Genomic DNA, 24,345 nt, shown 5'->3' with positions numbered 1-24,345 from the left:
AAAGTTCATACAAGTGTTTAATCCCGTCCTACGGCCCAAGGCAACTAATCAGTACCTCGCCAAACGAAACCTCTGACGGAACAGCAAGCGCGAGAACTGTGTTGCTCCCAGCATCAGCATCGCCACGAAGAACAGCAGACTCCATTCAGGAATGCTCAAGTCGAACAGCGTCCAGTTGATTTCCGCGCAGTCGACGGTGCCCTTGAAGGCCAGTTGCAAGGCTTGCCACGGCGACAGGTGTTCGATCATGTACTGCAGGCTTGGCCAGCAATTGGGCAACTGATCAGGAGGGATGTTTTGCAACAAAACCTGACGCACCGCGGTTATGGCCCCCAACAGCGCGCACAGCATGCTGGCCGACCAATACAGATAGATGCCCGAACGCTTGGGGCCATGCAGCGCCGCCACCAGATTGATCAGCGTAAAGGCAGCCAGCAGAGTGCGCTGAATCAGACAAAGGAAACAAGGGCGCAAAAGCGCCCCGTATTCCAGGTAAAAGGACGCGCCCAAGGTCAGCGCACCGGCCATGAATGCCAGGAAGAACAAGGAGCGTGAGGGGACCAAAGACATTGTTTATCCGCAACGCAAGAGATAGGTAGTTACGGTAGAGGAAAGGCCTTACCCCTTTCAATACGCGTTGGAGCAGACAATTCCGCGAGAGTGTAGGGATATCCCGTCAGAGAGAGGGTAACTTTACGTAGTCCGATGTAAGAATCTACCCTGCCCCCCTTAAATCCTGCTGAGATGGCGGCTTTGAAGGGTTGGCTGTCAGAGACTTCCGAGCCAACCCCACAAGTCTTCCTACTTCAAACCCGCGCAGGTACTGGCAACGGTGAAGCCAGCAGGCGGCTGTCCAACAGGCCAAGGCCTTCCTGGAATAATTGATTGCTGCGTTCGGTGTCACCCAACTGGGCAAGCAACCGCGCCAGCTCGGCACAGGCTTCAGGGTTACGCTGAACGTGCAAACTGTTCTCGAGGTAGTCCCGCGCTTTCCCCCACAGACTGTTTTGCAGGCACAGTCTGCCCAGCGTCAACAGCAAACTTGCATCACCCGGATGATCCTTGAGCCAGCCTTCGGCAAACTTCAACTGCCGCGCCGGATCACTGCCGCGCAGCAAGCCGTAGAGCCTGATCAAGTGGCTGTCATACCCACGCTTGAGCGCCCCGCGCAAGGTTTCTTCAGCCGTGGCATCGGCACCCAGCTGGCGTAGTTGCTCGGCGTAAGCCAGTACCAACTGCGGCTCCTGGCGCTGGGCAGAGGTCAATTGCTGCCAGGCCCGTTCCAGCGATTGCAGGCCGACTTCACCACGCTCCTCACGCTGGGCCGCCAGGGTCAGGTTCTCACCCCATGCCCGACGCTCCAGATCCGCCAGCTCCGAGGGCGGCAACACCTTGTCTTTGCGCAACTCCGGCAGCAACTTGATCACCGACGACCAGTCACCCCGTTGCTGATGCAAACGCTGCAACTGACGCAGCACCTGGACATTGTGCGGATGACGTTCATGCATCGCGGTGAGGGTGATCAGGGCCGCCTCGGTATCGCCACGATCCACCTGCAACTGTGCGTGACTCAAGGCCACCGCCAGCTCGGCCTGAGGCTGTCGCTCCAGAGCGCGCTCCAGCAAACTGTCCGACTCTTCGTAGCGACCCAGCTCATTGGCCGCCCGTGCCGCACCCAAGTAGTACAGCAATGGCTGACGCTCGGCCTCGGCGGCGCGGTGCAAGTGACGCTCGGCACTGGCCCAGCGCCCTTCTGCCAGGTCCATCTGACCTTGCTCGATCGCCACCTGAACCCGCCGGCTGCGATTACGCCGCGACCAAGGGTTGACTACCCCGCCGGAGGTCGTCACCAGGCTCAGCAGCACGCGCAGCAGATAGATCGCCAGGCCGAGGACAAATAACGCCACCAAAGTCGACCACAATCCAGACTCGTAATGCAGCACATGGGGATAGGTAATCAGCACATAGCCGGTGTGTTTCGAAATGCCTACCGCCAGCGCCAGGGCAATTGCAATCGCCAGCACCAGGACCACATAGAAGCGTTTCATCGGCTTTACTCCTGAGTCGCCGGCTTGCCAGCAGAAGCCTTGGCTTCATCGGCAGACAGATGACGACGTTCGAGGTAGGCCTGCACCGCGGACAGGCTCGCCGCCAGATCCGGGGTGATCACCGAGACCGCCTTGGGCTCAAGCTCGGCAAGACGCGCCAGCATCGCCTGACTCTGCGGATTGTCCTGGTTGAAGTTGTCTTGCAAGACACTGCGGGCCTCGCTCAGGGAACGGCTATAGACCGCGGGCTCGCCATTGAGGGCTGCCCATTGCGCTTGCTCCAGCGCCAGGCTCAGGGCCAGGCGCACTTGATTCAAGCCTTGGCCGGCAAGCAGTGGACGAATGTTGTCATCCGGATTGAAGTCAATGCGGAAATAGCGGGAAATCTGCTCCCACCACTGGGTCCAGCGATTGTCAGTATCGGTGCTCTGGCGCCCTTGCGGGGCGTCCTGAAGCTGATACTCCGGAGAAACGGCTGCCAGTTGCACCACCTGGTCACGTAGCGCCGCCAGTTGCAGGAACAGTCCGGTACGGTCTGGCTGCTCAATACTGCGCAACGCCGCCAAACTCTTGGCCAACTGTTCACGGGCCGCGAACGAACCTGGATCGCTTTGCTCGCGAAGGATTTCATCCGCCCCCTGGACCAGCGCCTGCGCGCTGTTGATATCCTGCAACGCCGATAAGCGCAGGCTAGCGAGGCGCAGCAGGTGCTCGGCCTCGGCCAGGCGCCAGTCCTGGCGGCTGGCGCCCAGAACGGTTTCCAGGCGCTGGTTCAAGCGCTGTTGATCACCCTGCAGTTGCGCAACCAGCCGACGGCGCTCTTCCAGCTCATCAGCACCGGGCAACTGGGCCAGGCGTGTGGTCAACTGCTGTTGAGCCTGCTTGATGCCCTGGGCCTGCTCATCCAGGTTCTGTACCTGTCCCGACTGCTGCTGGCTGCTCGCTTGCAGGGCACGGACCTGCCAGATCCCCCAACCACCTGCCGCAAGGCCGGCGGCCCCCAGCAACAAGGCGAAAATCGCCAAACCGTTGCCACGGCGAGGCGCTATGACAGGTGTCTCAACAGGCGCATCAAGCGCGGGTTGAGCTTCATCTTTAGGCAAGGCTGTTTCGCTCACGTTTCCATCCTTTGCGTTATTAGAGAGTGGGAACGGGCTGGCTCCGTAACGCCACTAGCAAAGCCGTGGCGCTGGCGCCCCGACAATCCACAACTTTTTCCGCGCCCGCCCTGCGTGCCATCTCGGCAACACGCGAACTGGGCACGAACAACTGTAACCGTGCCACGCTTGGCCAATCGACACCAGCCAGGGTTTGCAGATGTAAAAAACCCTGCCCACTGCTGACCACCAGGCCGTTCAAGCGTTCCACATCGATGCGCCGTGTCAGCGCGCCTGCGTCATAGGCCGGAAGAAAACGGCGATACAACTCCAGATAATCGACACTAGCACCTTGGTCACGTAAGCGCTCAGCCAGCAGCTCGCGCCCGCCCTCGCCACGCACAATCAGCACACGCGGATCGGCGACGGCGATAGCCTCGCGCAACCGCGGTGAATCAAGCAAGGCCTCACTGTCATCGCCGTGCTCGGGATAGCTCACGTCCAGGCGATGCGCGGCCAGCACCTGCGCCGTCGCCGCACCGACACTGAACCACGGCACAGCCGGCGGGTGCGGGCAGAATTGTTCCAGTAAGTTCAGGGCCAGGCGAGCAGCCGGTTTGCTCACGACGATCACCGCGCAATAACGCTCCAGGCGACGAAAAATCGCCTCATGCTCGGCGGTGGCAGGCAAGGGTTCGGTTTCCAGCAAGGGTAGGCTGCTGCTGAAGACGCCATGCTCGGACAACGTCGCCGCCAGGGCCGCCGACTCTTCGGCAGGCCGCGTCAGCAGCAAGCGCCAACCGGTCACTGCGGGCCGGCCTCGCCGTAGACTTTTTGCAGAATGACGCCAGCGCCTTTTTCCAGCAGTTCTTCGGCCACCTGAATACCCAATGCCGTGGCGTCAGACTGCGGTCCACGCACCTCTGCGGTGAGCAAAGTACCGCCCTCGGGGTCACCCACCAGGCCTCGCAGCCACAGGTTTTCACCCTCCAGCACCGCGTAGCAGGCGATTGGCACCTGACAGCCACCGTTGAGGTGCTTGTTCAGCGCACGCTCGGCGGTGACCCGCACTTCGGTGTCGTGGTGATCCAGGGGTTTAAGCAATGCATGAATTTCGCGGTCGAGCGTGCGGCATTCAATACCTACCGCGCCCTGGCCACCGGCAGGCAAACTGTCTTCGACGCTGATGGTCGAGGTCATACGGTCTTCGAAGCCCAGCCGGATCAGCCCCGCCGCCGCCAGGATAATTGCGTCATATTCGCCGGCGTCCAGCTTGGCCAGGCGCGTATTGACGTTGCCCCGCAGGAAGCGGATCTGCAGGTCCGGGCGGCGCGTCAGCAATTGTGCCTGGCGACGCAGGCTGGAGGTGCCGACGATACTGCCCAGGGGCAGGTCATCAAGAGATGCATAGGTATTGGAGACGAAGGCATCACGAGGATCTTCACGCTCGCAGATGCAAAACAGCCCGAGGCCATCGGGGAAATCCATCGGCACATCTTTCATCGAGTGCACGGCGATATCGGCTGCATTTTCCAACAGAGCGGTTTCCAGCTCCTTGACGAACAACCCCTTGCCGCCGATTTTCGACAGCGGCGAGTCGAGCAGCTTGTCGCCGCGACTGACCATGGGCACCAGGGACACCTTGAGACCTGGATGGGCCTGCTCAAGACGTGCTTTGACGTATTCGGCCTGCCATAAGGCCAGGGCACTTTTACGGGTGGCGATGCGGATTTCGCGAGAGGACATGGATCAATCCGTACTGAATAGATACGGCAGATAATAACAGCTCAGGCAGATTCGCCTTGATTTGAATCAGCAAGTGCGGGGCCTCCCTGGCCTCGCCGTACCGAAGTTCGAGTGAAAGGTGGCGCAGCAACCTTCAGGTCATAGCTGCTGCATCATCTTGCGCACACCTGCGACATGGCGCCGGCTGACAATCAGCGCATCCCCATTAAGCCCCTTGAGGAACAGTTGAAAGTGTCCCAGGGGCGTGCGCTGCAGGCGCTCGATACGTTCGCGAGCCACCAGTGCATTGCGGTGGATGCGCACGAAGCGTTCGCCAAACTCGTCTTCCAAAGCCTTGAGCGGTTCGTCGAGCAGTACTTCGCCAGCCTCGTGACGCAAGGTCACGTACTTGTGATCGGCGATAAAATAGATCACCTGGCTCACCGGAATCAGCTCGATGCCCTTGCGGGTCCGGGCACTGATATGGCTGCGCGGACCGTTGCCGCTTTGGGCCGCGGGTTGCGTCAGCGCTGCAAGCTGGACACGGTTGGGGCGTTCGGCGCCTTTCAAAGCCTTGAGCACCGCATCGGCGCTCACCGGCTTGACCAGAAAGCTGGCGCCACTGGCTTCCAGCGCCTCCACGGAAAACTCATCCTGGGTGGCGCACAGCACCAACGCAGGCGGAGATTCGCGCTCGCTCAAGCGAGCGGCCACTTGCAGGCCATCAAGGCCAGGCATCCGGATATCGAGTAACACGACGTCCGGCTTAAGGCTTTCGATCAAGGCCAACGCCTCGTCGCCATTGGAGGCGCTCGGCTCAAGGACATTGTATCCCTCGAGTTCGCTGACCATACGGCTCAGTCGCTCGCGGGCTTGGGGTTCGTCATCAACGATCAGGACATTCATATTGCGCTGGATTCCTGCGTGAGTCTCGCACAAGGATAGCGTAGACAGGTGCGGTGACTTCCGTCACGGCGATCCACGCTAAGACTAGCGTGAGCGGTAAAAAGTGCCCCAAGAGCGGCAGCAATATTTATCCGTACCTGTTCAATAGCGCCCAAAACCCGATGCTGCGAAGCATCGTCATAGGGTTTGTTGATAAACAATACGAACACCCCCTTTCTAATGATTTGCCTGGAGTTCGACCTCATCACCTGACATTGGTGCGTTGAACCTTCTGTCAGTCCAACTGTAGACGTTCATGAAGACGATATTGCTCAATCGTCAAATATCGTCTCAATAAACACCGAGGCGATACTTCATACAGCCACCGCGTCAATTTTCTGGTGCGGGCGCTCTCCAGTCTCGTCCCGGACGCGCTCGACGGCAAGGCACTTTGCCAGCCTGCAAGCAAATAAAAATGCCGGCACGCTGTATCACCGCCTCCCGGGGCAACCCTGTTATTATCGGCGACACACTTTCACGTCCTTTTTCAGCAGATCACGAGCGAATCCATGAGCACCGACAAGACCAACCAGTCCTGGGGCGGCCGCTTCAGTGAACCCGTCGACGCCTTCGTCGCGCGCTTCACCGCCTCCGTCAACTTCGACCAGCGCCTCTATCGTCACGACATCATGGGCTCCATCGCCCACGCCACCATGCTGGCCAAGGTCGGCGTGCTGACCGACGCCGAGCGCGACAGCATCATCGACGGCCTGACCACCATCCGTGGCGAAATCGAAGCCGGCACCTTTGACTGGCGCGTCGACCTTGAAGACGTGCACATGAATATCGAGGCGCGCCTGACGGATCGCATAGGCGTGACCGGCAAGAAACTGCACACCGGTCGCAGCCGTAACGACCAGGTCGCCACCGATATCCGCCTGTGGCTACGCGACGAAATCGACCTGATCCTGGCTGAAATCACCCGCCTGCAACAAGGCCTGCTGGAGCAGGCCGAGCGTGAATCGGACACCATCATGCCCGGCTTCACCCATTTGCAGACCGCGCAGCCTGTGACCTTCGGACACCATCTGCTGGCCTGGTTCGAAATGCTCAGCCGCGACTACGAGCGTCTGGTGGACTGTCGCAAGCGCGCCAACCGCATGCCCCTGGGCAGCGCCGCGCTGGCCGGTACCACCTACCCGATCGACCGTGAATACACCGCGCAACTGCTGGGTTTCGACGCGGTGGGCGGCAACTCCCTGGATGGTGTTTCGGACCGCGACTTCGCCATCGAATTCTGCGCTGCGGCCAGCATTGCGATGATGCACCTGTCGCGCTTCTCCGAGGAGCTGGTGCTCTGGACCAGCGCTCAGTTCCAATTCATCGACCTGCCTGACCGCTTCTGCACCGGCAGCTCGATCATGCCGCAAAAGAAAAACCCTGACGTTCCCGAGCTGGTACGCGGCAAGAGCGGCCGAGTGTTTGGCGCATTGATGGGCCTGCTGACCCTGATGAAGGGCCAGCCCCTGGCCTACAACAAGGACAATCAGGAAGACAAGGAACCGCTGTTTGACGCCGCCGATACCCTGCGCGACTCACTGCGCGCCTTTGCCGACATGATCCCGGCGATCAAGCCCAGGCACGCGATCATGCGCGAAGCGGCCCTGCGCGGATTTTCCACCGCGACGGACCTGGCGGACTACCTGGTACGCCGCGGCCTGCCGTTCCGTGATTGCCACGAAATCGTTGGCCACGCCGTGAAATACGGCGTGGCCACCGGCAAGGACCTGGCGGAAATGAGCCTGGAAGAACTGCGTCAGTTCAGTGACCAGATCGAACAGGATGTGTTTACGGTGCTGACCCTGGAAGGCTCGGTGAACGCCCGCAATCATATCGGCGGGACCGCTCCGACGCAGGTCAAGGCCGCTGTGGTTCGCGGCCAGGCCCTGCTCGCCAGCCGCTGACAACTCGATCAAATGTGGGAGCGGGCTTGCTCGCGATAGCGGTGGTTCAGTCACTGATGCATTGACTGCTACACCGCTATCGCGAGCAAGCCCGCTCCCACATTTTGTGTCCGAGGCGTCCGGAATTATTTCTTCGCCGCGATCATCGCCATGAAGGCTGGCATCGCCGCGTCCTTGTCTGCCGCCACTCGCTGAGCGTTGGGCAATTCCTGCAATGTGTTGAGCAGGGCCTTGGCCTTTGGCAACTCTGCCAGCAGATCCAGGCCAAACAGCTTGCCGCCGACCGCACAAGCCAAATCCACGCTGTACATGAAATACAGGTCGGCAAGCGTAAAACTCTCCCCCGCCACATACGGCGCAAACCGCCCGTGCCGGCCCAGCGCTGCGACCCCCAGCAATAACTCGGCCCTGGCCTTGTCCTTGATTGCCTCCGGCACCGCCATTCCAAAGAACGCCTCGCCATAGCAGGCCCTGGCTGGCAGCTCGATGTACAACTCGATTTCCCTGCATAACGCCAATACCTGGGCGCGCTGGAACGGATCGGCAGGCAACAGCGAAGGTCCTGACTGCGTCTGTTCGATATAGTCGAGGATGACGCTGGTTTCGTTGATAAACCCTTGTCCGACGCCCAACACCGGGACCTTGCCCCGCGGGCTCACTGCCAGGGCCTCGGGGGTTTGCCCGGCAAAGAACGGCACCTCTTCAAAGGGCACGCCTTTTTCAAGCAGCGCCAGCTTGACCATGTTGTAGTAGTTGCTGACCGAAAATCCGTAGAGTTTGAGCATTACATAGCCTCCAGGCCGTGCGGGGGTTGGCGGGTTGGTTATAGAACGTGAAACGCCGCCTGACCAGCAGCATCACCGGGCTGAATGGGGGTAAACTGGCGCCCTATCCTGACAGGAGCCTGCCATGAGCGAGCCTACCGATATCGACAACGACGAAGAAGAATTCACCGAATCGACGTTGATTCAAGCGATCGAAAACCAGATCGAAAGCGATACTCCGCCTGCCGCCAAAGCCACCTTCAACAAGCTGAGCCTGGTGGGCTACGAACGCGAAGACATCCTCAATTTGATGGCGCATGTACTTGCCTTTGAAATCGACGCGATGCTGGCTGAAGATCGCGCGTTCGATACCCACTGGTATGAAACCGCGTTGCGCGCGCTGCCGGAGTTGCCGCCGGAGAAGCAATAAGCACTCTGAAGCAGCGAACTTGCCCGCGAAACCCCCAGCACCCCGCATTACTCCAATTGCCCCGCGTCAATGTTAATGCTCTTCGCGAGCAAGCCCGCGCTTACACACTGGACAGTTCGCTCAAGTGCGTTCACCTTATGGGCTGCAAGCGTCTAACAATTCCTAGAACGTCCGGAGTCCTTATGTCGTATACCCCTGAGTTGGTTGCCGAACTGGAAATCCTTGCACTTTTCAACCTGGGCAGTTCCCAGGAAGGTCTGAAAGTCCATCAGACCGCTGCACCTTCTGCCATTGCTGCCGCCAAGCGCCTGTTCGATAAAAAACTGATCGACCAGCCAGACGGTGGCTACCTGACCAGCCTGGGTCGGGATGCCGCGGAACAGGCCCAGACATTACTGACGATCCTGACCACCGCCAACACCAAAGAAGCCGCCTGATACTCCTATCGCCCACGGGATCCTCTTTCACGGATTCCGCGGGCATACCCGCGCCTTCGCTAAAATTCTGACGTCAAAAACAAATTCCCCTTAAACCTCCTACGCTTCTGTCTGTAGACTTCAAAACGGCCGCCCACGCCGGGCTCCGCGAGCTGCCGAGTTCGACATGACCAACACCCACGAAATTCGCCCCGACCTGGACGAAGGCATTGACCGCAAGGTCCTGGCCCGCCTTCGCACGCGCTTCCTGAGCTTGAATGAAGGCCGCATGGCCCGGGCCATCGAGGGCCTGACACCGCGCCAGCAAAGCGTACTGGCGTTGCTGCCATTATTTTTCCACGTGAATCATCCGCTGTTGCCCGGTTATGTCTCGGGCAGCACGCCGGCCGGGCTGTCGAACTATGAACCGGATGCTCAGGTCCTGGCCGAAGCCCAGCGCCTGACCCGCTCGTTCTCCTACAAGACTCGCCACGGCAATCCGCCACGTCCCATCCACGGTCTGTTCCTGATGGGCAGCCTCGGTACGCTGGCCCAGGCGGATCAAAGTGATATGGACGTGTGGGTCTGCCACGCCGGGGATCTGAACGAGGAGGAACTGGCCGAACTGCGCAAGAAATGCCAGCTGCTGGAGACCTGGGCGCAGACCATGGGCGCTGAAGTCCATTTCTTCCTGGTTGAGCCGAACCGTTTTATCCAGGGTGATCGCGACACGCAACTCAGCTCCGATGACTGCGGCACTACCCAGCACTACCTGCTGCTGGACGAGTTCTATCGCACCGCAATCTGGCTGGCCGGACGCACGCCCATCTGGTGGTTGGTGCCCGTCTATGAAGAAAGCCGTTACACCGAGTTTACCCACGCCCTGATTTCCAAACGGTTTATCCGTGCGGACGAAACGCTCGACCTGGGACACCTGGCGAACATTCCGCCCGGCGAATTTGTCGGCGCCGGCCTGTGGCAGCTGTTCAAGGGCATCGAGTCGCCCTATAAATCCGTGCTCAAGCTGCTGCTGACCGAGGTCTACGCCAGCGAACACCCCAAGGTGCAATGCCTGAGCCTGCGTTTCAAGCGTGCCGTATTCGCCAATCAACTGGACCTTGACGAGCTGGACCCCTACATCGTGGTCTACCGCCGCATCGAAGAATATCTCCTGGACCGCAACGAGCCGGAGCGCCTGGAACTGGTAAGGCGCAGCCTGTACCTGAAGGTCAACCGCAAGCTCAGTGCCGGCCAGCGCACGCCAGGCTGGCAACGCTCGCTGCTGGAGCGACTGGCCAACGAATGGGGCTGGGATCAACGGCAATTGACACTGCTCGATAGCCGCAGCCAGTGGAAGGTCCGCCAGGTCGCCTCCGAACGCCGGGCCTTGGTCAACGAACTCAATTACAGCTATCGCTTCCTGACTCAGTTCGCCCGTACGGAGCAGACTGTCAGCCTGATTAACAAGCGCGACCTCAACGTCCTGGGCCGACGCCTCTACGCCGCGTTTGAGCGCAAAGCCGGCAAGGTCGAATTCATCAACCCCGGCATTGCCCCGGACCTGGCCGAAGATACGCTGACCCTGGTCCACTCGCCCAACCGCAAGGAGCCGGGCCAGCACCATTGGGGTCTGTACAACGGCAGCCTGACCGCGCTGGAGTGGGAGCACTTCGCGCCGATCAAGCGCAGCCGTGACCTGCTGGAAATGCTTACGTGGTGCCATCGCAACGGTGTCATCGACAGCAGCACCCGCCTGGCCTTGCACCCCGGCGCCAGCGACTTGACCGAATTCGAGCTGTTCAATCTGCTGGGCAGCTTGCAGCAAACCATTGCCTTGCCCCTGGCCAGTGTCGAAGAAGACCGATTGCTGCGCACGGCGATCCCCGAGGAGGTGCTGTTACTGGTCAACGTCGGCGTCGATCCGCTCAAGCATCACCGCGACTTGAATATCCTGATGACCACCGAGCGCACCGACTCCCTGAGCTACGCCGGTGTCAGGGAAAACCTGGTCCTGACTCTGGATCACGTCACCCTCAACAGTTGGAACGAGGTGATGGTCAGTCGCTATGACGGGCCTCACGCCCTGCTCGATTGTCTGCGTGACTACCTCAATCAACTGCCGGGCGATCATCTGCCGCGGCTCCGCGTGCGCTGTTTCTGTCATAACCGTGCGCAATTCATTGCACAACGGGTAGAGGAAATTTTCGACACTGCGCAAAACCTGCTGCTCAGCCGACTCAACCATCGGTACCTGATCCAGGTGCAGCAGCATTACCACGTGATGGAGCTGTCGCCGGGACACGCCAACCACGTGCCGCTGACCAGCGAGCAGGCGCTGGTGGAGTACCTCAGCGAAGAATTGGCCAGCTACAGCCCGCTGCACCTGGACGCCATGGCATTGCAAGACCACGACTTGGCGGTGCTGTTGCCCATGGGGCTGCCGGAGCGTGTGCAGGTGTTCTACCGCATCAACGAAGGCTTCGCCGAGCTGTATGTCCTGGACGAGTTCAACGCGCTGTGGCAACAGCGCTTGCCGTTCCACGACGAGCAAAGCCTGCTGGTGCCATTGCAGCGCTTCCTGCAATCGATCATCTATCGACGTGACGCGCTGTCACCGCTGGACCCGCAACAGCCGCTGGCTGCGGTGCAGATTGTGTATTACCGGCTATTGCCGTCGGGCAGCGGTCGCGCGCGCCGGGTTGAACCACGCCCCGCGCCACAAACGCCGGCGAACAAGCCGTTCTACGACGTGCAGGCGATTATTGGCAAAGGCGCGCCGGGCCAGGTCAGCGTTACCCTGTACTGCGATCAACGGGAATTTTCCGAGTTGGAATTCGGCGATCAATTGTTTGCCGTGGTGGCCCGGGAAATCGTCGGGCAGCGCCGGGAGCCCGAACGCTATCGCTGCTACATCACCGACCTGGACCTGTCGGGCCTACTCGGTGATGTTCAGAGCCCGAGCAATCTGTACTTACGCTACAAGGCGGAGCTGGAACAGGGACTCAATGGCGCGCTGGCGCAGATTTAGAGCGGGAAAGCGCCGCCGTCTTTGGGCTGGCCTTCGACACTCAGCAGTTCAAGCTTGAGGGTCTTGCCGCCCGGCGCCGGCCAGTCGATGTGTTGACCGACCTGCAAGCCCAGCAAGGCGCTGCCCACCGGCGCCAGGATCGAAATCTTGCCTGCGTCGGCGTTCGCGTCTTTCGGGTAGACCAGGGTCAGGTGATAGTCCTTGCCGCTGCCTTGCTCACGGCAATGCACGCTGGAGTTCATGGTCACGACAGTTGCCGGTACTTCATCGTGGCCAACCACGTCTTCGGCGCGGTCGAGTTCGGCTTGCAACGCTTCGACACCAGGAAACTCGTCGCCCAAGCGGTCGATCAGTTGCTCCAGACGCTGTACGTCAAGGCGGGTGAGGATGATGGAAGGTGCGGTCATGGTTCAGGCAGACTCCTTTTTTCTGCACAAAAAAGCAAAACCCCGCCAGGAAAAGGCGGGGTTCTCACGGACCTCGATGAGTTGAGGCGTATCCGGACACTACCACAGCACAATAAATAAACAAGACGGGCTGACCCGACGGTCAGGCGCCGGCCTTGCGCTGTTCGGCCCTGGCCACGATCAATCGGCGTCGCTGATCATCCGCAGATCGCCATTCCCGGATGTCTTCCACATGACGGAAGCAGCCGACGCAGACCCTTTCTTCGTCCAGGCGACACAAACTGATACAAGGTGACGGTACCGCTGGGCTGACGTTGCTGAACAGCGGTTTGGGCGGCCGTGGGGGTGTGGGCTGGGTCACGATCAGAGACCTTCGAATTCCAACTCGATATCGGCCTGCTCACGCACGAGACGCTCCAGCATTTCGCCCAACTGCTCTTCGCTTTTGTCACACATCCAGCGCTCGCTTTCCTCGTCATAATCAAAATGAAAACCACCCGAGCGCGCCGCCAGCCAAAGCTGACGCAGCGGCTCCTGGCGACTGAAGATCAACTGGCTGCTGTTCTCGAACTTGACGGTAAGCACACCTGCGGAGCTTTCCAGATCGATGTCGAGGTCACTCTCGTCGAAAATATCCTCCAGCATTTGCTGGGTTGTATCGACCAGATCGTGAAAGCGGGCTTCGGTCAAACTCATGGTGGGAACCTCAAAAAGTGTCTACTCACGCTCAAGCGCCGCACGATACGGAGGCGCCACGATGATTGCAAAGGATACCGATTTCATTCCCCACAGCCGCGTGAAATATCCTTGATTACTGTAGGCAAGTTTACAACTAACTCGGCAAAGCCCCGCCGGACGGGTGCCCCGGCGCATAGGCAAGCCAGCGGGTGGCCGGTATACTCGGGCGCAATTAATGCATATTCAAGGATTTAGCCATGAAGCGCCTGATCTCTTCCCTTGCTGCGCTCGTCGCGGTCGCTTGCCTCGTCAGTGCCTGTGGTCAAAAAGGCCCGCTGTACCTGCCCGACGACAGCAAAGACCCGAATGAACAGGCGCAATCGTCGCAATCCAAAGCGCATAAGCACGACACCAATTAAGGGCACATCATGGACGCTTTTAACTACCGGGACGGCGAGCTGTTCGCGGAAGGCGTGGCGCTGTCCGCGATTGCCGAGCGCTTCGGTACACCGACCTATGTCTATTCCCGTGCCCACATCGAGGCGCAGTACCGTGCCTACGCCGACGCGCTGAACGGTACACCGCATCTGGTGTGCTACGCAGTCAAGGCCAACTCCAACCTCGGCGTGCTCAATGTCCTGGCGCGCCTGGGCGCTGGTTTCGACATTGTGTCCCGTGGCGAGCTCGAACGCGTGCTGGCCGCTGGCGGCCAGGCCGACAAGATCGTGTTCTCCGGCGTCGGTAAAAGCCGCGAAGACATGCGCCGTGCCCTGGAAGTCGGTGTGCATTGCTTCAACGTCGAGTCCACCGACGAGCTGGAGCGCTTGCAGGTGGTGGCCGCCGAGATGGGCGTTCGCGCGCCGATCTCCCTGCGCGTCAATCCAGACGTCGACGCCGGCACCCACCCGTACATTTCCACGGGCCTCAAAGAGAACAAGTTCGGCATCGCCATCGCCGACGCCGAGGACGTGTACATCCGCGCAGCCCAACTGCCAAACCTGGAAGTGCTCGGCGTGGACTGCCACATCGGCTCGCAACTGACCAGCCTGCCGCCATTCCTCGACGCCCTCGACCGCTTGCTGGCGCTGATCGATCGCCTTGGCGAGTGCGGCATCTACCTGCACCACATCGACCTCGGTGGTGGTGTCGGCGTGCGTTATCGTGACGAAGAGCCGCCGCACGTAGCCGACTACATCAAGGCCGTACGCGAACGCTGTGAAGGTCGTGACCTGACCCTGATGTTCGAACCCGGCCGCTATATCGTGGCCAACGCCGGCGTACTGCTGACCCGGATCGAGTACCTCAAGCACACCGAACACAAGGATTTTGCCATCGTCGACGCGGCGATGAACGACCTGATCCGTCCGGCGCTGTACCAGGCCTGGATGAATGTCAGCGCCGTGTGCCCGCGCGACGGCGAAGCTCGCGCCTATGACATCGTCGGCCCGATCTGTGAAACCGGCGATTTCCTTGCCAAGGACCGTGAACTGGCCCTGGAAGAAGGTGATCTGCTGGCCGTGCATTCGGCCGGAGCCTACGGGTTTGTCATGAGCTCCAACTACAACACCCGCGGCCGTAGCGCCGAGGTGTTGGTGGACGGTGATCAGGCGTTTGAAGTGCGTCGCCGCGAGACGGTAGCCGAGTTGTTTGCTGGCGAAAGCCTGCTGCCGGAGTAAGCCCATGCTGCTGCGTTTTACCAAGATGCACGGCCTGGGCAATGATTTCATGGTCCTCGACCTGGTCAGCCAGCACGCGCACATCCTGCCCAAGCACGCCAAATTGTGGGGCGACCGCCACACCGGTATCGGCTTCGACCAGCTACTGATTGTCGAGGCCCCGAGCAATCCGGAAGTGGATTTCCGTTACCGGATCTTCAATTCCGATGGCTCCGAAGTGGAACAGTGCGGCAACGGCGCGCGCTGTTTCGCGCGCTTTGTGCTGGACAAGCGCCTGACCGCCAAACGGCAGATTCGCGTCGAGACCAAGAGCGGCATCATTGAGCTGGATATCCGCAGCGACGGCCAGATCAGCGTCGACATGGGCGCACCTCGGCTGGTGCCGGCGGATATTCCGTTCCTGGCTGACGAACAGGCGTTGAGTTACTCGCTGGACGTCGCCGGCAAGACAGTTGAACTGGCCGCCGTGTCCATGGGCAATCCCCATGCGGTGCTGCGGGTCAACGACATCAACAATGCACCCGTGCACGAGCTGGGGCCGAAAATCGAACACCATCCGCGCTTTCCGGCACGGGTTAACGTCGGTTTCCTGCAAGTCATCGACCGTTCGCGCGCACAATTGCGCGTCTGGGAACGTGGCGCCGGGGAAACCCAGGCCTGCGGTACCGGTGCCTGTGCCGCGGCGGTGGCCGCAATCAGCCAGGGCTGGATGGATTCGCCGTTGTTGATCGACCTGCCCGGCGGACGCCTGTCCATCGAATGGGCAGGCCCAGGCCAACCGGTGAAGATGACCGGCCCGGCCACACGCGTATACGAAGGACAGGTCCGTCTATGAGAGAGCCAATCCAATGACCGATAAGCCCCGGGTACCCGCCAAACATTCACCTAGCGAGAGTCTGGACGCAGTGGCGGTAGCCGCTTACCTGGAGGCTAATCCGGACTTCTTCGTCGAGCATGAAGAACTGTTGCCGGCCTTGCGCATTCCGCACCAGCGTGGTGACACGGTATCGCTGGTGGAGCGGCAGATGAAGATCTTGCGCGAGCGCAATATCGAAATGCGCCATCGACTTTCGCAGTTGATGGATGTGGCTCGCGACAACGACCGTCTGTTCGACAAGACCCGCCGCCTGGTCCTGAGCCTGATGGACGCCAACAGCCTGGAAGAAGTGGTCATCGCCGTCGAAGACAGCCTGCGCCAGGACTTCCAGGTGCCTTTTGTGAGCTTGATCCTGTTCAACGACACCCCGATGCCGGTCGGTCGTTGGGTCACCGGCGGCGATGCGCAAACCGCTATTGGCGGGTTGTTGTCGGAAGGCAAGACCATCAGCGGTACCTTGCGCGAGCACGAGCTGGACTTCCTGTTTGGCGAAGAACAGCGCCAGCAGATCGGCTCGACCGCCGTGGTCGCGCTCAGCCACCAAGGCTTGCATGGCGTGCTGGCGATTGCCAGCCGTGATCCCCAGCACTACAAAAGCTCGGTGGGCACACTTTTCCTGACCTACATTGCCGAAGTCCTGGGCCGGGTCTTGCCGCGCTTTACCAGCGCTCTGCGCGCGGTGCGCTAGCCATGGAGCGGCAACTGGACGCCTACTGCGCTCACCTGCGCAGCGAGCGCCAGGTGTCGCCCCACACGCTGGAAGCCTACCGGCGGGACTTGAACAAGGTCCTGGCTTTTTGCGAAAAACAACAGATCAGCAGTTGGAAGGCCCTCGATATCCAGGGCCTGCGCAGCCTGATCGCGCGCCTGCATCAGCAAGGCCAATCTTCGCGCAGCCTGGCCCGCCTGCTGTCGGCGGTACGCGGCCTGTATCACTACCTCAATCGCGAAGGCCTGTGCGATCACGACCCGGCCAACGGCCTGGCACCGCCCAAGGGCGAACGGCGCCTGCCCAAGACCCTGGATGCCGATCGCACCCTGCAATTGCTCGACGGCGCGGTCGAGGATGACTTCCTCGCCCATCGCGACCAGGCGATCCTTGAGCTGTTCTATTCCTCGGGCTTGCGCCTGTCGGAGCTGACCAGTCTCAACCTCGATCAATTGGACCTGGCGGATGGCCTGGTGCAAGTGCACGGTAAAGGCAGCAAGACCCGCGTGTTGCCTGTCGGCAAAAAGGCCCGGGAAGCGCTGCAGGTCTGGCTGCCACTGCGGGCGCTGAGCAATCCGCCGGACGACGCGGTGTTTGTCAGCCAGCAAGGCCGGCGTCTCGGGCCACGCGCCATCCAGTTGCGGGTCAAGGCCGCTGGCGAACGCGAGCTGGGGCAAAACCTGCATCCACACATGCTCCGGCACTCCTTTGCCAGTCACATGCTCGAGTCATCGCAAGACTTGCGCGCCGTGCAGGAACTGCTTGGCCACTCCGATATCAAGACCACCCAGATCTACACCCACCTGGACTTCCAGCACTTGGCAACGGTGTACGACAGCGCCCATCCACGAGCCAAACGTATTAAAGGCGGCGACTCATGAGCATCAAGCTGATTACCTTCGACCTCGACGACACGCTCTGGGATAATGTACCCGTCATCATCAGCGCCGAAGCGTCGATGCGCGAATGGCTGGCGACTCACGCCTCGAAGGTGGGCGACCTGCCCCTGGAACAGTTCGCCAGCCTTCGCCAGCAAGTGCTGCAGCGTCATCCCGAACTCAAAAACCGCATCAGCCTCTTGCGCCACCGGGTATTGCTGCACGCCTTTGAGGAGGCGGGCTACCCGCAGCCTGAAGCGGCGGAAATGGCCGATATATGTTTCGAAGCGTTTATTCACGCGCGCCACCAACTCACGGTATTCCCCGAAGCAGAGCCGATGCTGCAAGCGCTACGTCGCACCTATCTGCTGGGGGTTATCACCAACGGCAATGCCGATGTGCAGCGTGTGGGCCTGGCAGACTACTTCCACTTCGCCCTGCGCGCCGAAGACATCGGCATCGCCAAGCCGGATGCCCGCTTGTTCCAGGAAGCCCTGCAACGCGGTGGAGTGGAGGCCGGCGCGGCCGTGCATGTCGGTGATCATCCTGGCGATGACATTGCCGGGGCACAGCAGGCGGGACTGCGAGCGGTATGGTTCAACCCGACGGGCAAGGCCTGGGAAGGGGAAAAGCGCCCGGATGCACAGATTCGCAGTCTGACCGAGCTGCCAGTGCTGCTCAATAGCTGGAAGTAATGCGTTTGCGGCAACACTGAAGATCAACATGAGGGAGCGGGCTTGCTCGCTCCCTCATTGAGAGGCGGCGATTTGCAGGCATTTGTCCTATCCATGAAAAAGCCCGCAGCGACGACGCAATGCCGTTCAATTAAGGCTGAAAGTCTCCTGTGGCGAGGGGGCTTGTCCCCCGTTGGGCTGCGCAGCAGCCCCAATAAAGAGAAATGCGGTGTATCAGACACTCCTCAGCGGCTGGTCTTGGGGCTGCTACGCAGCCCAACGGGGGACAAGCCCCCTCGCCACAGGGATGGGACACTCTTAATTGAACAGCATTACGCAGCGACGGCGGGTTTTTTCACGCAAGCATGCAACAGGTCTTAAATCGGACGACTGCCGTACTTGTTGTCCGGCTTTTTCGGCGGATCTGCCACCACGTTAGCCTCGACCTCTTGCACTTTGCCGCCTTTGGCGAGGAACTCTTCCATCGCTCGGGCCAGCGCATCGCGCTCCTTGTTCTTGGCTTCAACGCTCGGCAATTCGTCTACCGAAACAGCAGCCTTGGCCTTGCCCTTCGCAGCCGGGACCGGTGCATCATCGCCACCGTCGTCATCTGCCACGTCTTCGGCAGCCGCCTCAAGCCCCTCTTCGGTGTCGTCCTCGTCACCTACTTCGAGTTCGTCGTTTTCCAGATCATCGTCGCTCATGTTCTACCTCATGACTTGCGAAAAGCAGATTAGTTATAGCCCAGCTTCGCCATCTGTCGAAGGCTGCCGGAAAAAATCAACGTCCACCGGATAACCAGTGGCTTATGCCCCATCACCGTGCAAGGTGACGAGGACTTTACGGGCACCGCCATGGTCACGGTGCTCGCCCAGATAAACGCCTTGCCATGTTCCTATCGCCAAGCGGCCGGCCTTGATCGGCAGACTCAGCTGGCAGCCCAACAGGCTGCCCTTGAAGTGCGCCGGCAGATCATCCGGACCTTCGTCGTTGTGTTCATATCCCGCCGCGCCTTGCGGCACCAGCGTATTGAAAAACCGCTCGAAGTCTCGGCGAACCGCCGGGTCGGCATTCTCGTTGATCGTCAACGAGGCCGAGGTGTGCTGCAGCCACAGATGCAACAGGCCGACGCGATACGCCTTCAACTCAGGCAAGCCGGCGAGCAACTCGTCGGTTACCAGATGAAAGCCCCGAGGCTTGGCCCGCAGGGTAATCAGGGTCTGTTGCCACATACAGTTCTCCGCCCATCGGCGCGCATTCTAGCGCGCTCTGGGAAAAAACAAAGTGCCGAATACGCCTACATGCCTGTAAGACATTCGCACAGTGAAAAGTACCTTGTGGATCGCGTCACAAACTCCGCAGAAAAAATCTCACAAGCCTTTCTGACAGACAAACCCCAGACAAAAAAATGCCCGGCAAGCCGGGCATATTTTTTCAAGCGAACTTACAAGTTGTAGCCACGCTCGTTGTGCTCCGCCAGGTCGAGACCCACCGCCTCTGCCTCTTCGGTCACACGCAGCCCCATCACCATGTCCAGCACCTTGAGAATGACGTAAGTGATAATACCGGTGTAGATCACGGTGAAACCGACGCCCTTGGCCTGGATCCAGACTTGCGCGGCAATGTCAGTTACCGTGCCGAAACCACCCAGCATCGGCGCCGCGAACACGCCGGTAAGAATCGCGCCGACAATACCGCCGACACCGTGGACGCCGAACGCGTCCAGCGAGTCGTCATAGCCCAGCTTGCGCTTGAGGCTGGTGGCGCAGAAGAAGCAGATCACACCCGACGCCAGGCCGATGACCACGGCCCCCATCGGGCCCACGGTGCCAGCAGCCGGGGTAACCGCCACCAGGCCGGCCACCACACCCGAGGCGATACCCAAGGCGCTTGGCTTACCGTGGGTGATCCACTCGGCGAACATCCAGCCCAGTGCCGCCGCCGCAGTAGCAATCTGCGTGACCAGCATCGCCATGCCGGCGGTGCCGTTGGCCGCCGCGGCAGAGCCGGCGTTGAAGCCGAACCAGCCGATCCACAGCATGGCCGCGCCGATCAGGGTGTAACCCAGGTTATGCGGAGCCATTGGTGTGGTCGGGTAGCCTTTACGCTTGCCGAGCACGAGACACGCCACCAGGCCAGCCACGCCGGCGTTGATATGCACCACCGTGCCGCCCGCGAAGTCGAGCACGCCCCAATCCCACATCAGGCCGCCGTCGCCACTCCAGACCATGTGGGCGATGGGCGCATACACCAGGGTGAACCAGATGGCCATGAAGATCAGCATGGCGGAGAATTTCATGCGCTCGGCGAACGCACCGACGATCAGCGCCGGCGTGATGATCGCGAACGTCATCTGGAAGGTGATGAACACCGCTTCCGGGAACAGCGCCGCAGGTCCGGTGAGGCTGTCCGGAGTCACGCCCGACAGGAACGCCTTGCCCATGCCGCCGAAGAATGAGTTGAAGTTGACGACGCCCTGCTCCATGCCCGTGGTGTCGAACGCGATGCTGTAGCCGTAGACGACCCACAGAATGCTGATCAGGCCGGTAATGGCGAAGCACTGCATCATCACCGAAAGAATGTTCTTGGAGCGGACCATGCCGCCGTAGAACAGCGCCAGGCCAGGAATAGTCATGAACAGCACCAGCGCGGTGGCCGTCAGCATCCAGGCGGTATCGCCGGAGTTGAGGACTGGAGCCGCCACTTCGTCTGCCGCCATGGCCAGGCTGGGCATTACGATGGACAACAGGGCTCCTAGCCCTGCGAATTTACGCAGAGTCATATTGTTTTCTCCTGGGGCGTTGGGGTTTGGCGGCTTAGATTGCGTCGGTATCGGTTTCGCCGGTACGGATGCGAATAGCCTGTTCCAGATTGACCACGAAGATCTTGCCGTCACCGATCTTGCCGGTGTTGGCGGCCTTGGTTATAGCCTCGATAACCCGGTCAAGATCCTTGTCGTCAATGGCGACATCGATCTTCACCTTCGGCAGGAAATCGACTACATATTCCGCGCCGCGATACAGCTCGGTATGACCTTTCTGCCGACCGAAGCCTTTGACCTCAGTGACGGTAATGCCCTGCACGCCGATCTCCGACAACGACTCGCGTACATCGTCCAACTTGAACGGCTTGATGATGGCAGTGACTAGCTTCATGAAAACTCTCTCCCGAATTGGTGGACTTGCCCCAGGAAAACAAACCCGACTCAAGTCTAAGCGCAGTGCCTGGCTTTGTAACGCATCGTCGCCTCGGCAATTGCCTTTGCGACGCCATGACGAAACCTGTACCCCTGATCCGTCGGCGCACTGCATTCGTCACAGCGACTGCATCAGTGCATGGGTCATGATCGTCTAAGCAGAAACCTTGCCAGCTCCGTAAAAACCACTGAAATCAATCCCTTGTCCACTTATGCCCAGCGAAGGGCCAGCACGGCGTCGCCGATACGCACAAAAACAGTGCGCAAGCGCCCGGGCCGATGCGCGAAAAGCGTGCGGCCAGCATCATCAGAAATGCCGTAGACGCTGCGTGATACACTGCGCGCCAACCGTTATTCCGGATTATTTCCCATGCTCGCGCCCAAAGACCTCCTCGACGCCCTGAGCGGCCACGCCGCTCGACTGTTCAGCGGCGACACCCCGCTGCCCCGCAATGAAATCGAAAGCCAGTTCAAGGCGCTGTTGCAGAGCGGCTTCAGCAAGCTCGATCTGGTTAGCCGGGAAGAGTTCGATAGCCAGATGGTCGTGCTGGCCCGCACGCGAGCGCGCCTGGAAAGCCTCGAGGCGAAGGTTGCAGAGCTGGAAGCACGCCTGAGTCCGGTCCAGGAATAACCTGATACGACTCGATCAACATGTGGGCGCTGGTTCTGCGTTCGGCTGGGGATACGTTCTGTAAAACCTCAGCACTGCGCTCCCCTTAATCTCATCTACCCTTGAAAAACCGCAGGAAGCGGCCCTCCACCTCAAGGAACGAGCATGTCCCTCGCCATTGTCCACAGCCGCGCCCAGATTGGCGTCGAGGCCCCTGCCGTCACGGTCGAGGTGCATATGGCCAACGGGTTGCCTTCCCTGACGCTGGTAGGCCTGCCCGAAACGGCCGTCAAGGAAAGCAAGGACCGGGTGCGCAGTGCCATTCTGAACTCCGCGCTGCAATACCCCGCGCGTCGTATCACCCTCAATCTCGCGCCCGCCGACTTGCCCAAGGACGGCGGGCGTTTTGATTTGGCAATCGCCCTGGGGATCCTGGCGGCCAGCGTGCAGGTGCCGGCGCTGATGCTGGATGACGTGGAATGCCTCGGCGAGCTGGCGCTGTCCGGCGAAGTACGTGCGGTGAAAGGCGTGTTGCCAGCGGCGTTGGCGGCACGCAAGGCCGGCCGCACCTTGATAGTGCCACGCGCGAATGCCGAGGAAGCGTGCCTCGCCTCCGGCCTGAAGGTGATTGCAGTCGATCATCTGCTGCAAGTGGTGGCCCACCTGAATGGGCAGGTGCCGATTGAACCCTTCAAGACCGACGGCTTGCAGTACTTGAACAAACCTTACCCCGACCTGAGCGAAGTCCAAGGCCAACTGGCGGCCAAGCGCGCGCTGTTGATTGCCGCGGCGGGCGCTCACAACCTGCTGTTCAGCGGGCCGCCAGGCACCGGCAAAACCTTGCTCGCCAGCCGCCTGCCCGGTTTGTTGCCACCCTTGAGCGAACAGGAAGCGCTGGAGGTGGCCGCGATTCAATCCGTGGTCAGCCTGGCGCCGTTGAGTCACTGGCCCCATCGACCGTTTCGCCAGCCGCACCATTCCGCATCGGGACCGGCGCTGGTGGGCGGCGGTTCTAAACCACAACCCGGGGAAATCACCCTCGCCCACCATGGCGTGCTGTTTCTCGATGAACTGCCGGAGTTTGATCGCAAAGTGCTGGAGGTGCTGCGCGAGCCGCTGGAGTCCGGGCACATTGTGATTTCCCGCGCTCGCGACCGGGTACGCTTCCCGGCGCGCTTTCAACTGGTGGCCGCCATGAACCCTTGCCCCTGCGGTTATATGGGTGAACCGAGCGGGCGCTGCCGGTGTACGCCGGAGCAAATCCAGCGCTATCGCAACAAGCTCTCCGGCCCCTTGCTCGACCGTATTGACCTGCATCTGACCGTGGCCAGGGAAAGCACGGCGCTGAACCCGGCCCGACAGACTGGCGACAACACCGCCATGGCCTCGGTGCAGGTTGCCGACGCGCGGGAGCGTCAGCAACGGCGCCAGGGCTGCGCCAATGCTTTCCTCGATCTGCCCGGGCTGCGTGCGCACTGCCAACTGCAGAAAGTTGATGAAGGCTGGCTCGAAGCCGCCTGCGAGCGACTGACGTTATCGCTACGCGCGGCCCATCGGCTGCTCAAGGTAGCGCGCACCCTGGCGGATCTTGAGCAGGTGGAGGGGATCGCCCGGCACCATTTGGCGGAAGCGCTGCAGTACCGGCCAGCGGCTATCGGCTAAGGGGCCTTGGGCAGATCCAGCAGTAGCCCAGCCACTTCCAACACTTCATCCAGCGCCGCTTCTGCCGACTCGGTGGAGGGCTTGAGCATCAGATCATCGGCATAGCCCATCGCCACCGCAAACAACTGGCGGGCAACGCGCTCGGGCGAGTCACACCGGAACACCCCAGCCGTGACACCCCGCTCGATGACCTCGGTGAGCATGGCTGGCCACTGAGCGTTGATCCGCAGGTAAGCCTGGGCCAGTTCCGGGTCGTGCATCGCCTCATCCCAGGCATCCAGCCAAAGCGCCCAACCCGCATCGGCAGTGCGAGGCAGGCAGTCACGCAAGAAGCCCAGCAGCGCATCCATGGGCGAGGCATCCGCCAGGGGCGCACGCACGGCCTCCAGTTGCTCGTTGGCGAAGCGCACGAAGGCTTCGCGGCGTAGTTCTTTCCAGTCGCTGAAGTAGTGATACACGTGGCTGCGAGACAGGCCGGCATGATCCGCGAGGTCGCGGGTCGAAACATCGGCAAAGCCCTTGCTGCGGAACAGCTCCAGGGCGGCGGCGACGATCTGGTCTTTACGGTCGATACGCGACATGGGCAATTTCCTTTGAGCACCGCTGGATAAGCGGCACTTG

27 protein-coding genes and 1 pseudogene are annotated in these 24,345 nt (G+C 60.7%); 12 read left to right on the top strand and 16 right to left on the bottom strand.

Annotated features, from left to right (window positions below; translation table 11 throughout):
• Positions 1 to 48 precede the first annotated feature (48 nt).
• The 7 genes and pseudogenes from AC6CIA_RS19740 to AC6CIA_RS19710 all read right to left on the bottom strand — a co-directional run.
• Positions 49 to 570 carry a disulfide bond formation protein B gene (locus AC6CIA_RS19740; protein ID WP_498314410.1) on the bottom strand — a complete coding sequence of 174 codons (522 nt, stop codon included), beginning with the start codon at positions 568 to 570 and terminating at the stop codon, positions 49 to 51.
• 236 nt (positions 571 to 806) lie between these two features.
• The gene (locus AC6CIA_RS19735) at positions 807 to 2,048 is read right to left on the bottom strand and encodes a heme biosynthesis protein HemY (RefSeq protein WP_498314408.1); all 1,242 of its coding nucleotides are present in this window, start codon (positions 2,046 to 2,048) and stop codon (positions 807 to 809) included.
• Positions 2,049 to 2,053: 5 nt separating this feature from the next.
• Entirely contained in the window at positions 2,054 to 3,166 is a 1,113-nt protein-coding gene (locus AC6CIA_RS19730) for a uroporphyrinogen-III C-methyltransferase (RefSeq protein WP_498314406.1), read from the bottom strand.
• Between the two features lie 19 nt (positions 3,167 to 3,185).
• Positions 3,186 to 3,953: a uroporphyrinogen-III synthase gene (locus tag AC6CIA_RS19725; RefSeq protein ID WP_498314404.1), complete on the bottom strand. Its 768-nt coding sequence runs from the start codon at positions 3,951 to 3,953 to the stop codon at positions 3,186 to 3,188.
• Positions 3,950 to 4,891: a hydroxymethylbilane synthase gene (hemC, locus tag AC6CIA_RS19720; protein WP_498314402.1), complete on the bottom strand. Its 942-nt coding sequence runs from the start codon at positions 4,889 to 4,891 to the stop codon at positions 3,950 to 3,952. The genes AC6CIA_RS19725 and hemC overlap by 4 nt, the downstream gene beginning before the upstream one ends.
• 138 nt (positions 4,892 to 5,029) lie before the next feature.
• Positions 5,030 to 5,776, bottom strand: a complete 747-nt coding sequence (locus AC6CIA_RS19715) for a LytR/AlgR family response regulator transcription factor (RefSeq protein WP_498314401.1) — start codon at positions 5,774 to 5,776, stop codon at positions 5,030 to 5,032.
• Positions 5,773 to 5,910: pseudogene (locus tag AC6CIA_RS19710) on the bottom strand (sensor histidine kinase); the annotation flags it as partial. The pseudogene AC6CIA_RS19710 and the gene AC6CIA_RS19715, both read right to left, overlap by 4 nt.
• Positions 5,911 to 6,324: 414 nt before the next feature.
• Here AC6CIA_RS19710 and argH point away from each other — a divergent pair.
• A complete protein-coding gene (gene argH, locus AC6CIA_RS19705) occupies positions 6,325 to 7,719 on the top strand; it encodes an argininosuccinate lyase (RefSeq protein WP_498314400.1) in 1,395 nt (464 codons plus the stop codon).
• 125 nt (positions 7,720 to 7,844) lie between these two features.
• On the opposite strand, the gene AC6CIA_RS19700 is transcribed toward argH, so the two are convergent.
• Complete coding sequence (locus tag AC6CIA_RS19700; RefSeq protein WP_498314398.1) at positions 7,845 to 8,504, bottom strand: glutathione S-transferase family protein; 660 nt, start codon at positions 8,502 to 8,504, stop codon at positions 7,845 to 7,847.
• Between the two features lie 124 nt (positions 8,505 to 8,628).
• Here AC6CIA_RS19700 and AC6CIA_RS19695 point away from each other — a divergent pair, with 124 nt between their 5' ends.
• The 3 genes from AC6CIA_RS19695 to AC6CIA_RS19685 all read left to right on the top strand — a co-directional run bounded on the left by AC6CIA_RS19695 (position 8,629) and on the right by AC6CIA_RS19685 (position 12,357).
• On the top strand, positions 8,629 to 8,913 hold the full coding sequence (locus AC6CIA_RS19695; protein ID WP_498314396.1) for a hypothetical protein: 285 nt from the start codon (positions 8,629 to 8,631) through the stop codon (positions 8,911 to 8,913).
• Between the two features lie 182 nt (positions 8,914 to 9,095).
• On the top strand, positions 9,096 to 9,350 hold the full coding sequence (locus tag AC6CIA_RS19690) for a TIGR02647 family protein (protein WP_498314394.1): 255 nt from the start codon (positions 9,096 to 9,098) through the stop codon (positions 9,348 to 9,350).
• 166 nt (positions 9,351 to 9,516) lie between these two features.
• On the top strand, positions 9,517 to 12,357 hold the full coding sequence (locus AC6CIA_RS19685; protein ID WP_498314392.1) for a class I adenylate cyclase: 2,841 nt from the start codon (positions 9,517 to 9,519) through the stop codon (positions 12,355 to 12,357).
• On the opposite strand, the gene rnk is transcribed toward AC6CIA_RS19685, so the two are convergent.
• From rnk to cyaY, 3 genes are all read right to left on the bottom strand, one after another.
• Positions 12,354 to 12,764: a nucleoside diphosphate kinase regulator gene (gene rnk, locus AC6CIA_RS19680; RefSeq protein WP_498314390.1), complete on the bottom strand. Its 411-nt coding sequence runs from the start codon at positions 12,762 to 12,764 to the stop codon at positions 12,354 to 12,356. The two genes, AC6CIA_RS19685 and rnk, sit on opposite strands and share 4 nt — an antisense overlap.
• Positions 12,765 to 12,906: 142 nt before the next feature.
• The gene (locus AC6CIA_RS19675; protein WP_339527721.1) at positions 12,907 to 13,125 is read right to left on the bottom strand and encodes a DUF1289 domain-containing protein; all 219 of its coding nucleotides are present in this window, start codon (positions 13,123 to 13,125) and stop codon (positions 12,907 to 12,909) included.
• Positions 13,126 to 13,127: 2 nt separating this feature from the next.
• Positions 13,128 to 13,460, bottom strand: a complete 333-nt coding sequence (gene cyaY / locus AC6CIA_RS19670; RefSeq protein ID WP_498314388.1) for an iron donor protein CyaY — start codon at positions 13,458 to 13,460, stop codon at positions 13,128 to 13,130.
• 239 nt (positions 13,461 to 13,699) lie between these two features.
• Between cyaY and lptM the strand changes: the two genes are divergently transcribed.
• From lptM to AC6CIA_RS19640, 6 genes are read left to right on the top strand one after another with little or no spacing between them, the layout of a single operon-like run.
• Positions 13,700 to 13,861: an LPS translocon maturation chaperone LptM gene (gene lptM / locus AC6CIA_RS19665; protein ID WP_084381305.1), complete on the top strand. Its 162-nt coding sequence runs from the start codon at positions 13,700 to 13,702 to the stop codon at positions 13,859 to 13,861.
• 9 nt (positions 13,862 to 13,870) lie between these two features.
• Positions 13,871 to 15,118 carry a diaminopimelate decarboxylase gene (gene lysA, locus AC6CIA_RS19660; RefSeq protein WP_498314387.1) on the top strand — a complete coding sequence of 416 codons (1,248 nt, stop codon included), beginning with the start codon at positions 13,871 to 13,873 and terminating at the stop codon, positions 15,116 to 15,118.
• A 4-nt stretch (positions 15,119 to 15,122) separates the two neighbouring features.
• Positions 15,123 to 15,953: a diaminopimelate epimerase gene (gene dapF / locus AC6CIA_RS19655; protein ID WP_084381303.1), complete on the top strand. Its 831-nt coding sequence runs from the start codon at positions 15,123 to 15,125 to the stop codon at positions 15,951 to 15,953.
• A 13-nt stretch (positions 15,954 to 15,966) separates the two neighbouring features.
• Positions 15,967 to 16,683 (top strand): DUF484 family protein, encoded by a 717-nt coding sequence (locus AC6CIA_RS19650; RefSeq protein ID WP_498314384.1) that lies wholly within the window; start codon positions 15,967 to 15,969, stop codon positions 16,681 to 16,683.
• A gap of 2 nt (positions 16,684 to 16,685) precedes the next feature.
• A complete protein-coding gene (gene xerC / locus AC6CIA_RS19645) occupies positions 16,686 to 17,585 on the top strand; it encodes a tyrosine recombinase XerC (protein WP_498314382.1) in 900 nt (299 codons plus the stop codon).
• Entirely contained in the window at positions 17,582 to 18,277 is a 696-nt protein-coding gene (locus AC6CIA_RS19640) for an HAD family hydrolase (protein WP_339527708.1), read from the top strand. Before xerC ends, AC6CIA_RS19640 begins: the two co-directional genes overlap by 4 nt.
• Positions 18,278 to 18,633: 356 nt before the next feature.
• Here AC6CIA_RS19640 and sutA read toward each other — a convergent pair whose 3' ends face one another.
• The 4 genes from sutA to glnK form a co-directional block, all read right to left on the bottom strand.
• Positions 18,634 to 18,960 carry a dormancy-specific transcriptional regulator SutA gene (gene sutA, locus AC6CIA_RS19635; protein ID WP_015886504.1) on the bottom strand — a complete coding sequence of 109 codons (327 nt, stop codon included), beginning with the start codon at positions 18,958 to 18,960 and terminating at the stop codon, positions 18,634 to 18,636.
• 102 nt (positions 18,961 to 19,062) lie between these two features.
• Positions 19,063 to 19,488, bottom strand: a complete 426-nt coding sequence (locus AC6CIA_RS19630) for a secondary thiamine-phosphate synthase enzyme YjbQ (protein WP_498314380.1) — start codon at positions 19,486 to 19,488, stop codon at positions 19,063 to 19,065.
• A gap of 212 nt (positions 19,489 to 19,700) precedes the next feature.
• The gene (locus AC6CIA_RS19625) at positions 19,701 to 21,038 is read right to left on the bottom strand and encodes an ammonium transporter (protein ID WP_498314378.1); all 1,338 of its coding nucleotides are present in this window, start codon (positions 21,036 to 21,038) and stop codon (positions 19,701 to 19,703) included.
• A gap of 34 nt (positions 21,039 to 21,072) precedes the next feature.
• On the bottom strand, positions 21,073 to 21,411 hold the full coding sequence (gene glnK / locus AC6CIA_RS19620; RefSeq protein WP_002555808.1) for a P-II family nitrogen regulator: 339 nt from the start codon (positions 21,409 to 21,411) through the stop codon (positions 21,073 to 21,075).
• A gap of 411 nt (positions 21,412 to 21,822) precedes the next feature.
• Here glnK and AC6CIA_RS19615 point away from each other — a divergent pair, with 411 nt between their 5' ends.
• Together AC6CIA_RS19615 and AC6CIA_RS19610 are read left to right on the top strand one after the other, a co-directional pair.
• Positions 21,823 to 22,083 carry an accessory factor UbiK family protein gene (locus AC6CIA_RS19615; protein WP_498314376.1) on the top strand — a complete coding sequence of 87 codons (261 nt, stop codon included), beginning with the start codon at positions 21,823 to 21,825 and terminating at the stop codon, positions 22,081 to 22,083.
• A 144-nt stretch (positions 22,084 to 22,227) separates the two neighbouring features.
• A complete protein-coding gene (locus AC6CIA_RS19610) occupies positions 22,228 to 23,724 on the top strand; it encodes a YifB family Mg chelatase-like AAA ATPase (RefSeq protein WP_498314374.1) in 1,497 nt (498 codons plus the stop codon).
• Here AC6CIA_RS19610 and AC6CIA_RS19605 read toward each other — a convergent pair.
• Entirely contained in the window at positions 23,721 to 24,305 is a 585-nt protein-coding gene (locus AC6CIA_RS19605) for a TetR/AcrR family transcriptional regulator (protein ID WP_498314372.1), read from the bottom strand. The two genes, AC6CIA_RS19610 and AC6CIA_RS19605, sit on opposite strands and share 4 nt — an antisense overlap.
• Between the last annotated feature and the right edge of the window lie 40 nt (positions 24,306 to 24,345).

This window comes from Pseudomonas sp. GQ91, assembly GCF_059758795.1.
The sequence above is the reverse complement of the archived record's forward strand: the minus strand, read 5'-3'. Positions and strand labels throughout refer to the sequence as shown.

Bases quoted from the DNA above. Each gene is read 5' to 3' on its own strand.
- glnK (WP_002555808.1), bottom strand. From the start codon at position 21,411: ATGAAGCTAGTCACTGCCATCATCAAGCCGTTCAAGTTGGACGATGTA.
- AC6CIA_RS19715 (WP_498314401.1), bottom strand. From the start codon at position 5,776: ATGAATGTCCTGATCGTTGATGACGAACCCCAAGCCCGCGAGCGACTG.
- argH (WP_498314400.1), top strand. From the start codon at position 6,325: ATGAGCACCGACAAGACCAACCAGTCCTGGGGCGGCCGCTTCAGTGAA.
- AC6CIA_RS19640 (WP_339527708.1), top strand. From the start codon at position 17,582: ATGAGCATCAAGCTGATTACCTTCGACCTCGACGACACGCTCTGGGAT.
- AC6CIA_RS19605 (WP_498314372.1), bottom strand. From the start codon at position 24,305: ATGTCGCGTATCGACCGTAAAGACCAGATCGTCGCCGCCGCCCTGGAG.
- AC6CIA_RS19690 (WP_498314394.1), top strand. From the start codon at position 9,096: ATGTCGTATACCCCTGAGTTGGTTGCCGAACTGGAAATCCTTGCACTT.
- AC6CIA_RS19625 (WP_498314378.1), bottom strand. From the start codon at position 21,038: ATGACTCTGCGTAAATTCGCAGGGCTAGGAGCCCTGTTGTCCATCGTA.
- AC6CIA_RS19650 (WP_498314384.1), top strand. From the start codon at position 15,967: ATGACCGATAAGCCCCGGGTACCCGCCAAACATTCACCTAGCGAGAGT.
- dapF (WP_084381303.1), top strand. From the start codon at position 15,123: ATGCTGCTGCGTTTTACCAAGATGCACGGCCTGGGCAATGATTTCATG.
- AC6CIA_RS19610 (WP_498314374.1), top strand. From the start codon at position 22,228: ATGTCCCTCGCCATTGTCCACAGCCGCGCCCAGATTGGCGTCGAGGCC.
- rnk (WP_498314390.1), bottom strand. From the start codon at position 12,764: ATGACCGCACCTTCCATCATCCTCACCCGCCTTGACGTACAGCGTCTG.
- lysA (WP_498314387.1), top strand. From the start codon at position 13,871: ATGGACGCTTTTAACTACCGGGACGGCGAGCTGTTCGCGGAAGGCGTG.
- AC6CIA_RS19695 (WP_498314396.1), top strand. From the start codon at position 8,629: ATGAGCGAGCCTACCGATATCGACAACGACGAAGAAGAATTCACCGAA.
- AC6CIA_RS19630 (WP_498314380.1), bottom strand. From the start codon at position 19,488: ATGTGGCAACAGACCCTGATTACCCTGCGGGCCAAGCCTCGGGGCTTT.
- lptM (WP_084381305.1), top strand. From the start codon at position 13,700: ATGAAGCGCCTGATCTCTTCCCTTGCTGCGCTCGTCGCGGTCGCTTGC.
- AC6CIA_RS19700 (WP_498314398.1), bottom strand. From the start codon at position 8,504: ATGCTCAAACTCTACGGATTTTCGGTCAGCAACTACTACAACATGGTC.
- AC6CIA_RS19740 (WP_498314410.1), bottom strand. From the start codon at position 570: ATGTCTTTGGTCCCCTCACGCTCCTTGTTCTTCCTGGCATTCATGGCC.
- cyaY (WP_498314388.1), bottom strand. From the start codon at position 13,460: ATGAGTTTGACCGAAGCCCGCTTTCACGATCTGGTCGATACAACCCAG.
- hemC (WP_498314402.1), bottom strand. From the start codon at position 4,891: ATGTCCTCTCGCGAAATCCGCATCGCCACCCGTAAAAGTGCCCTGGCC.
- AC6CIA_RS19685 (WP_498314392.1), top strand. From the start codon at position 9,517: ATGACCAACACCCACGAAATTCGCCCCGACCTGGACGAAGGCATTGAC.
- AC6CIA_RS19735 (WP_498314408.1), bottom strand. From the start codon at position 2,048: ATGAAACGCTTCTATGTGGTCCTGGTGCTGGCGATTGCAATTGCCCTG.
- xerC (WP_498314382.1), top strand. From the start codon at position 16,686: ATGGAGCGGCAACTGGACGCCTACTGCGCTCACCTGCGCAGCGAGCGC.
- sutA (WP_015886504.1), bottom strand. From the start codon at position 18,960: ATGAGCGACGATGATCTGGAAAACGACGAACTCGAAGTAGGTGACGAG.
- AC6CIA_RS19615 (WP_498314376.1), top strand. From the start codon at position 21,823: ATGCTCGCGCCCAAAGACCTCCTCGACGCCCTGAGCGGCCACGCCGCT.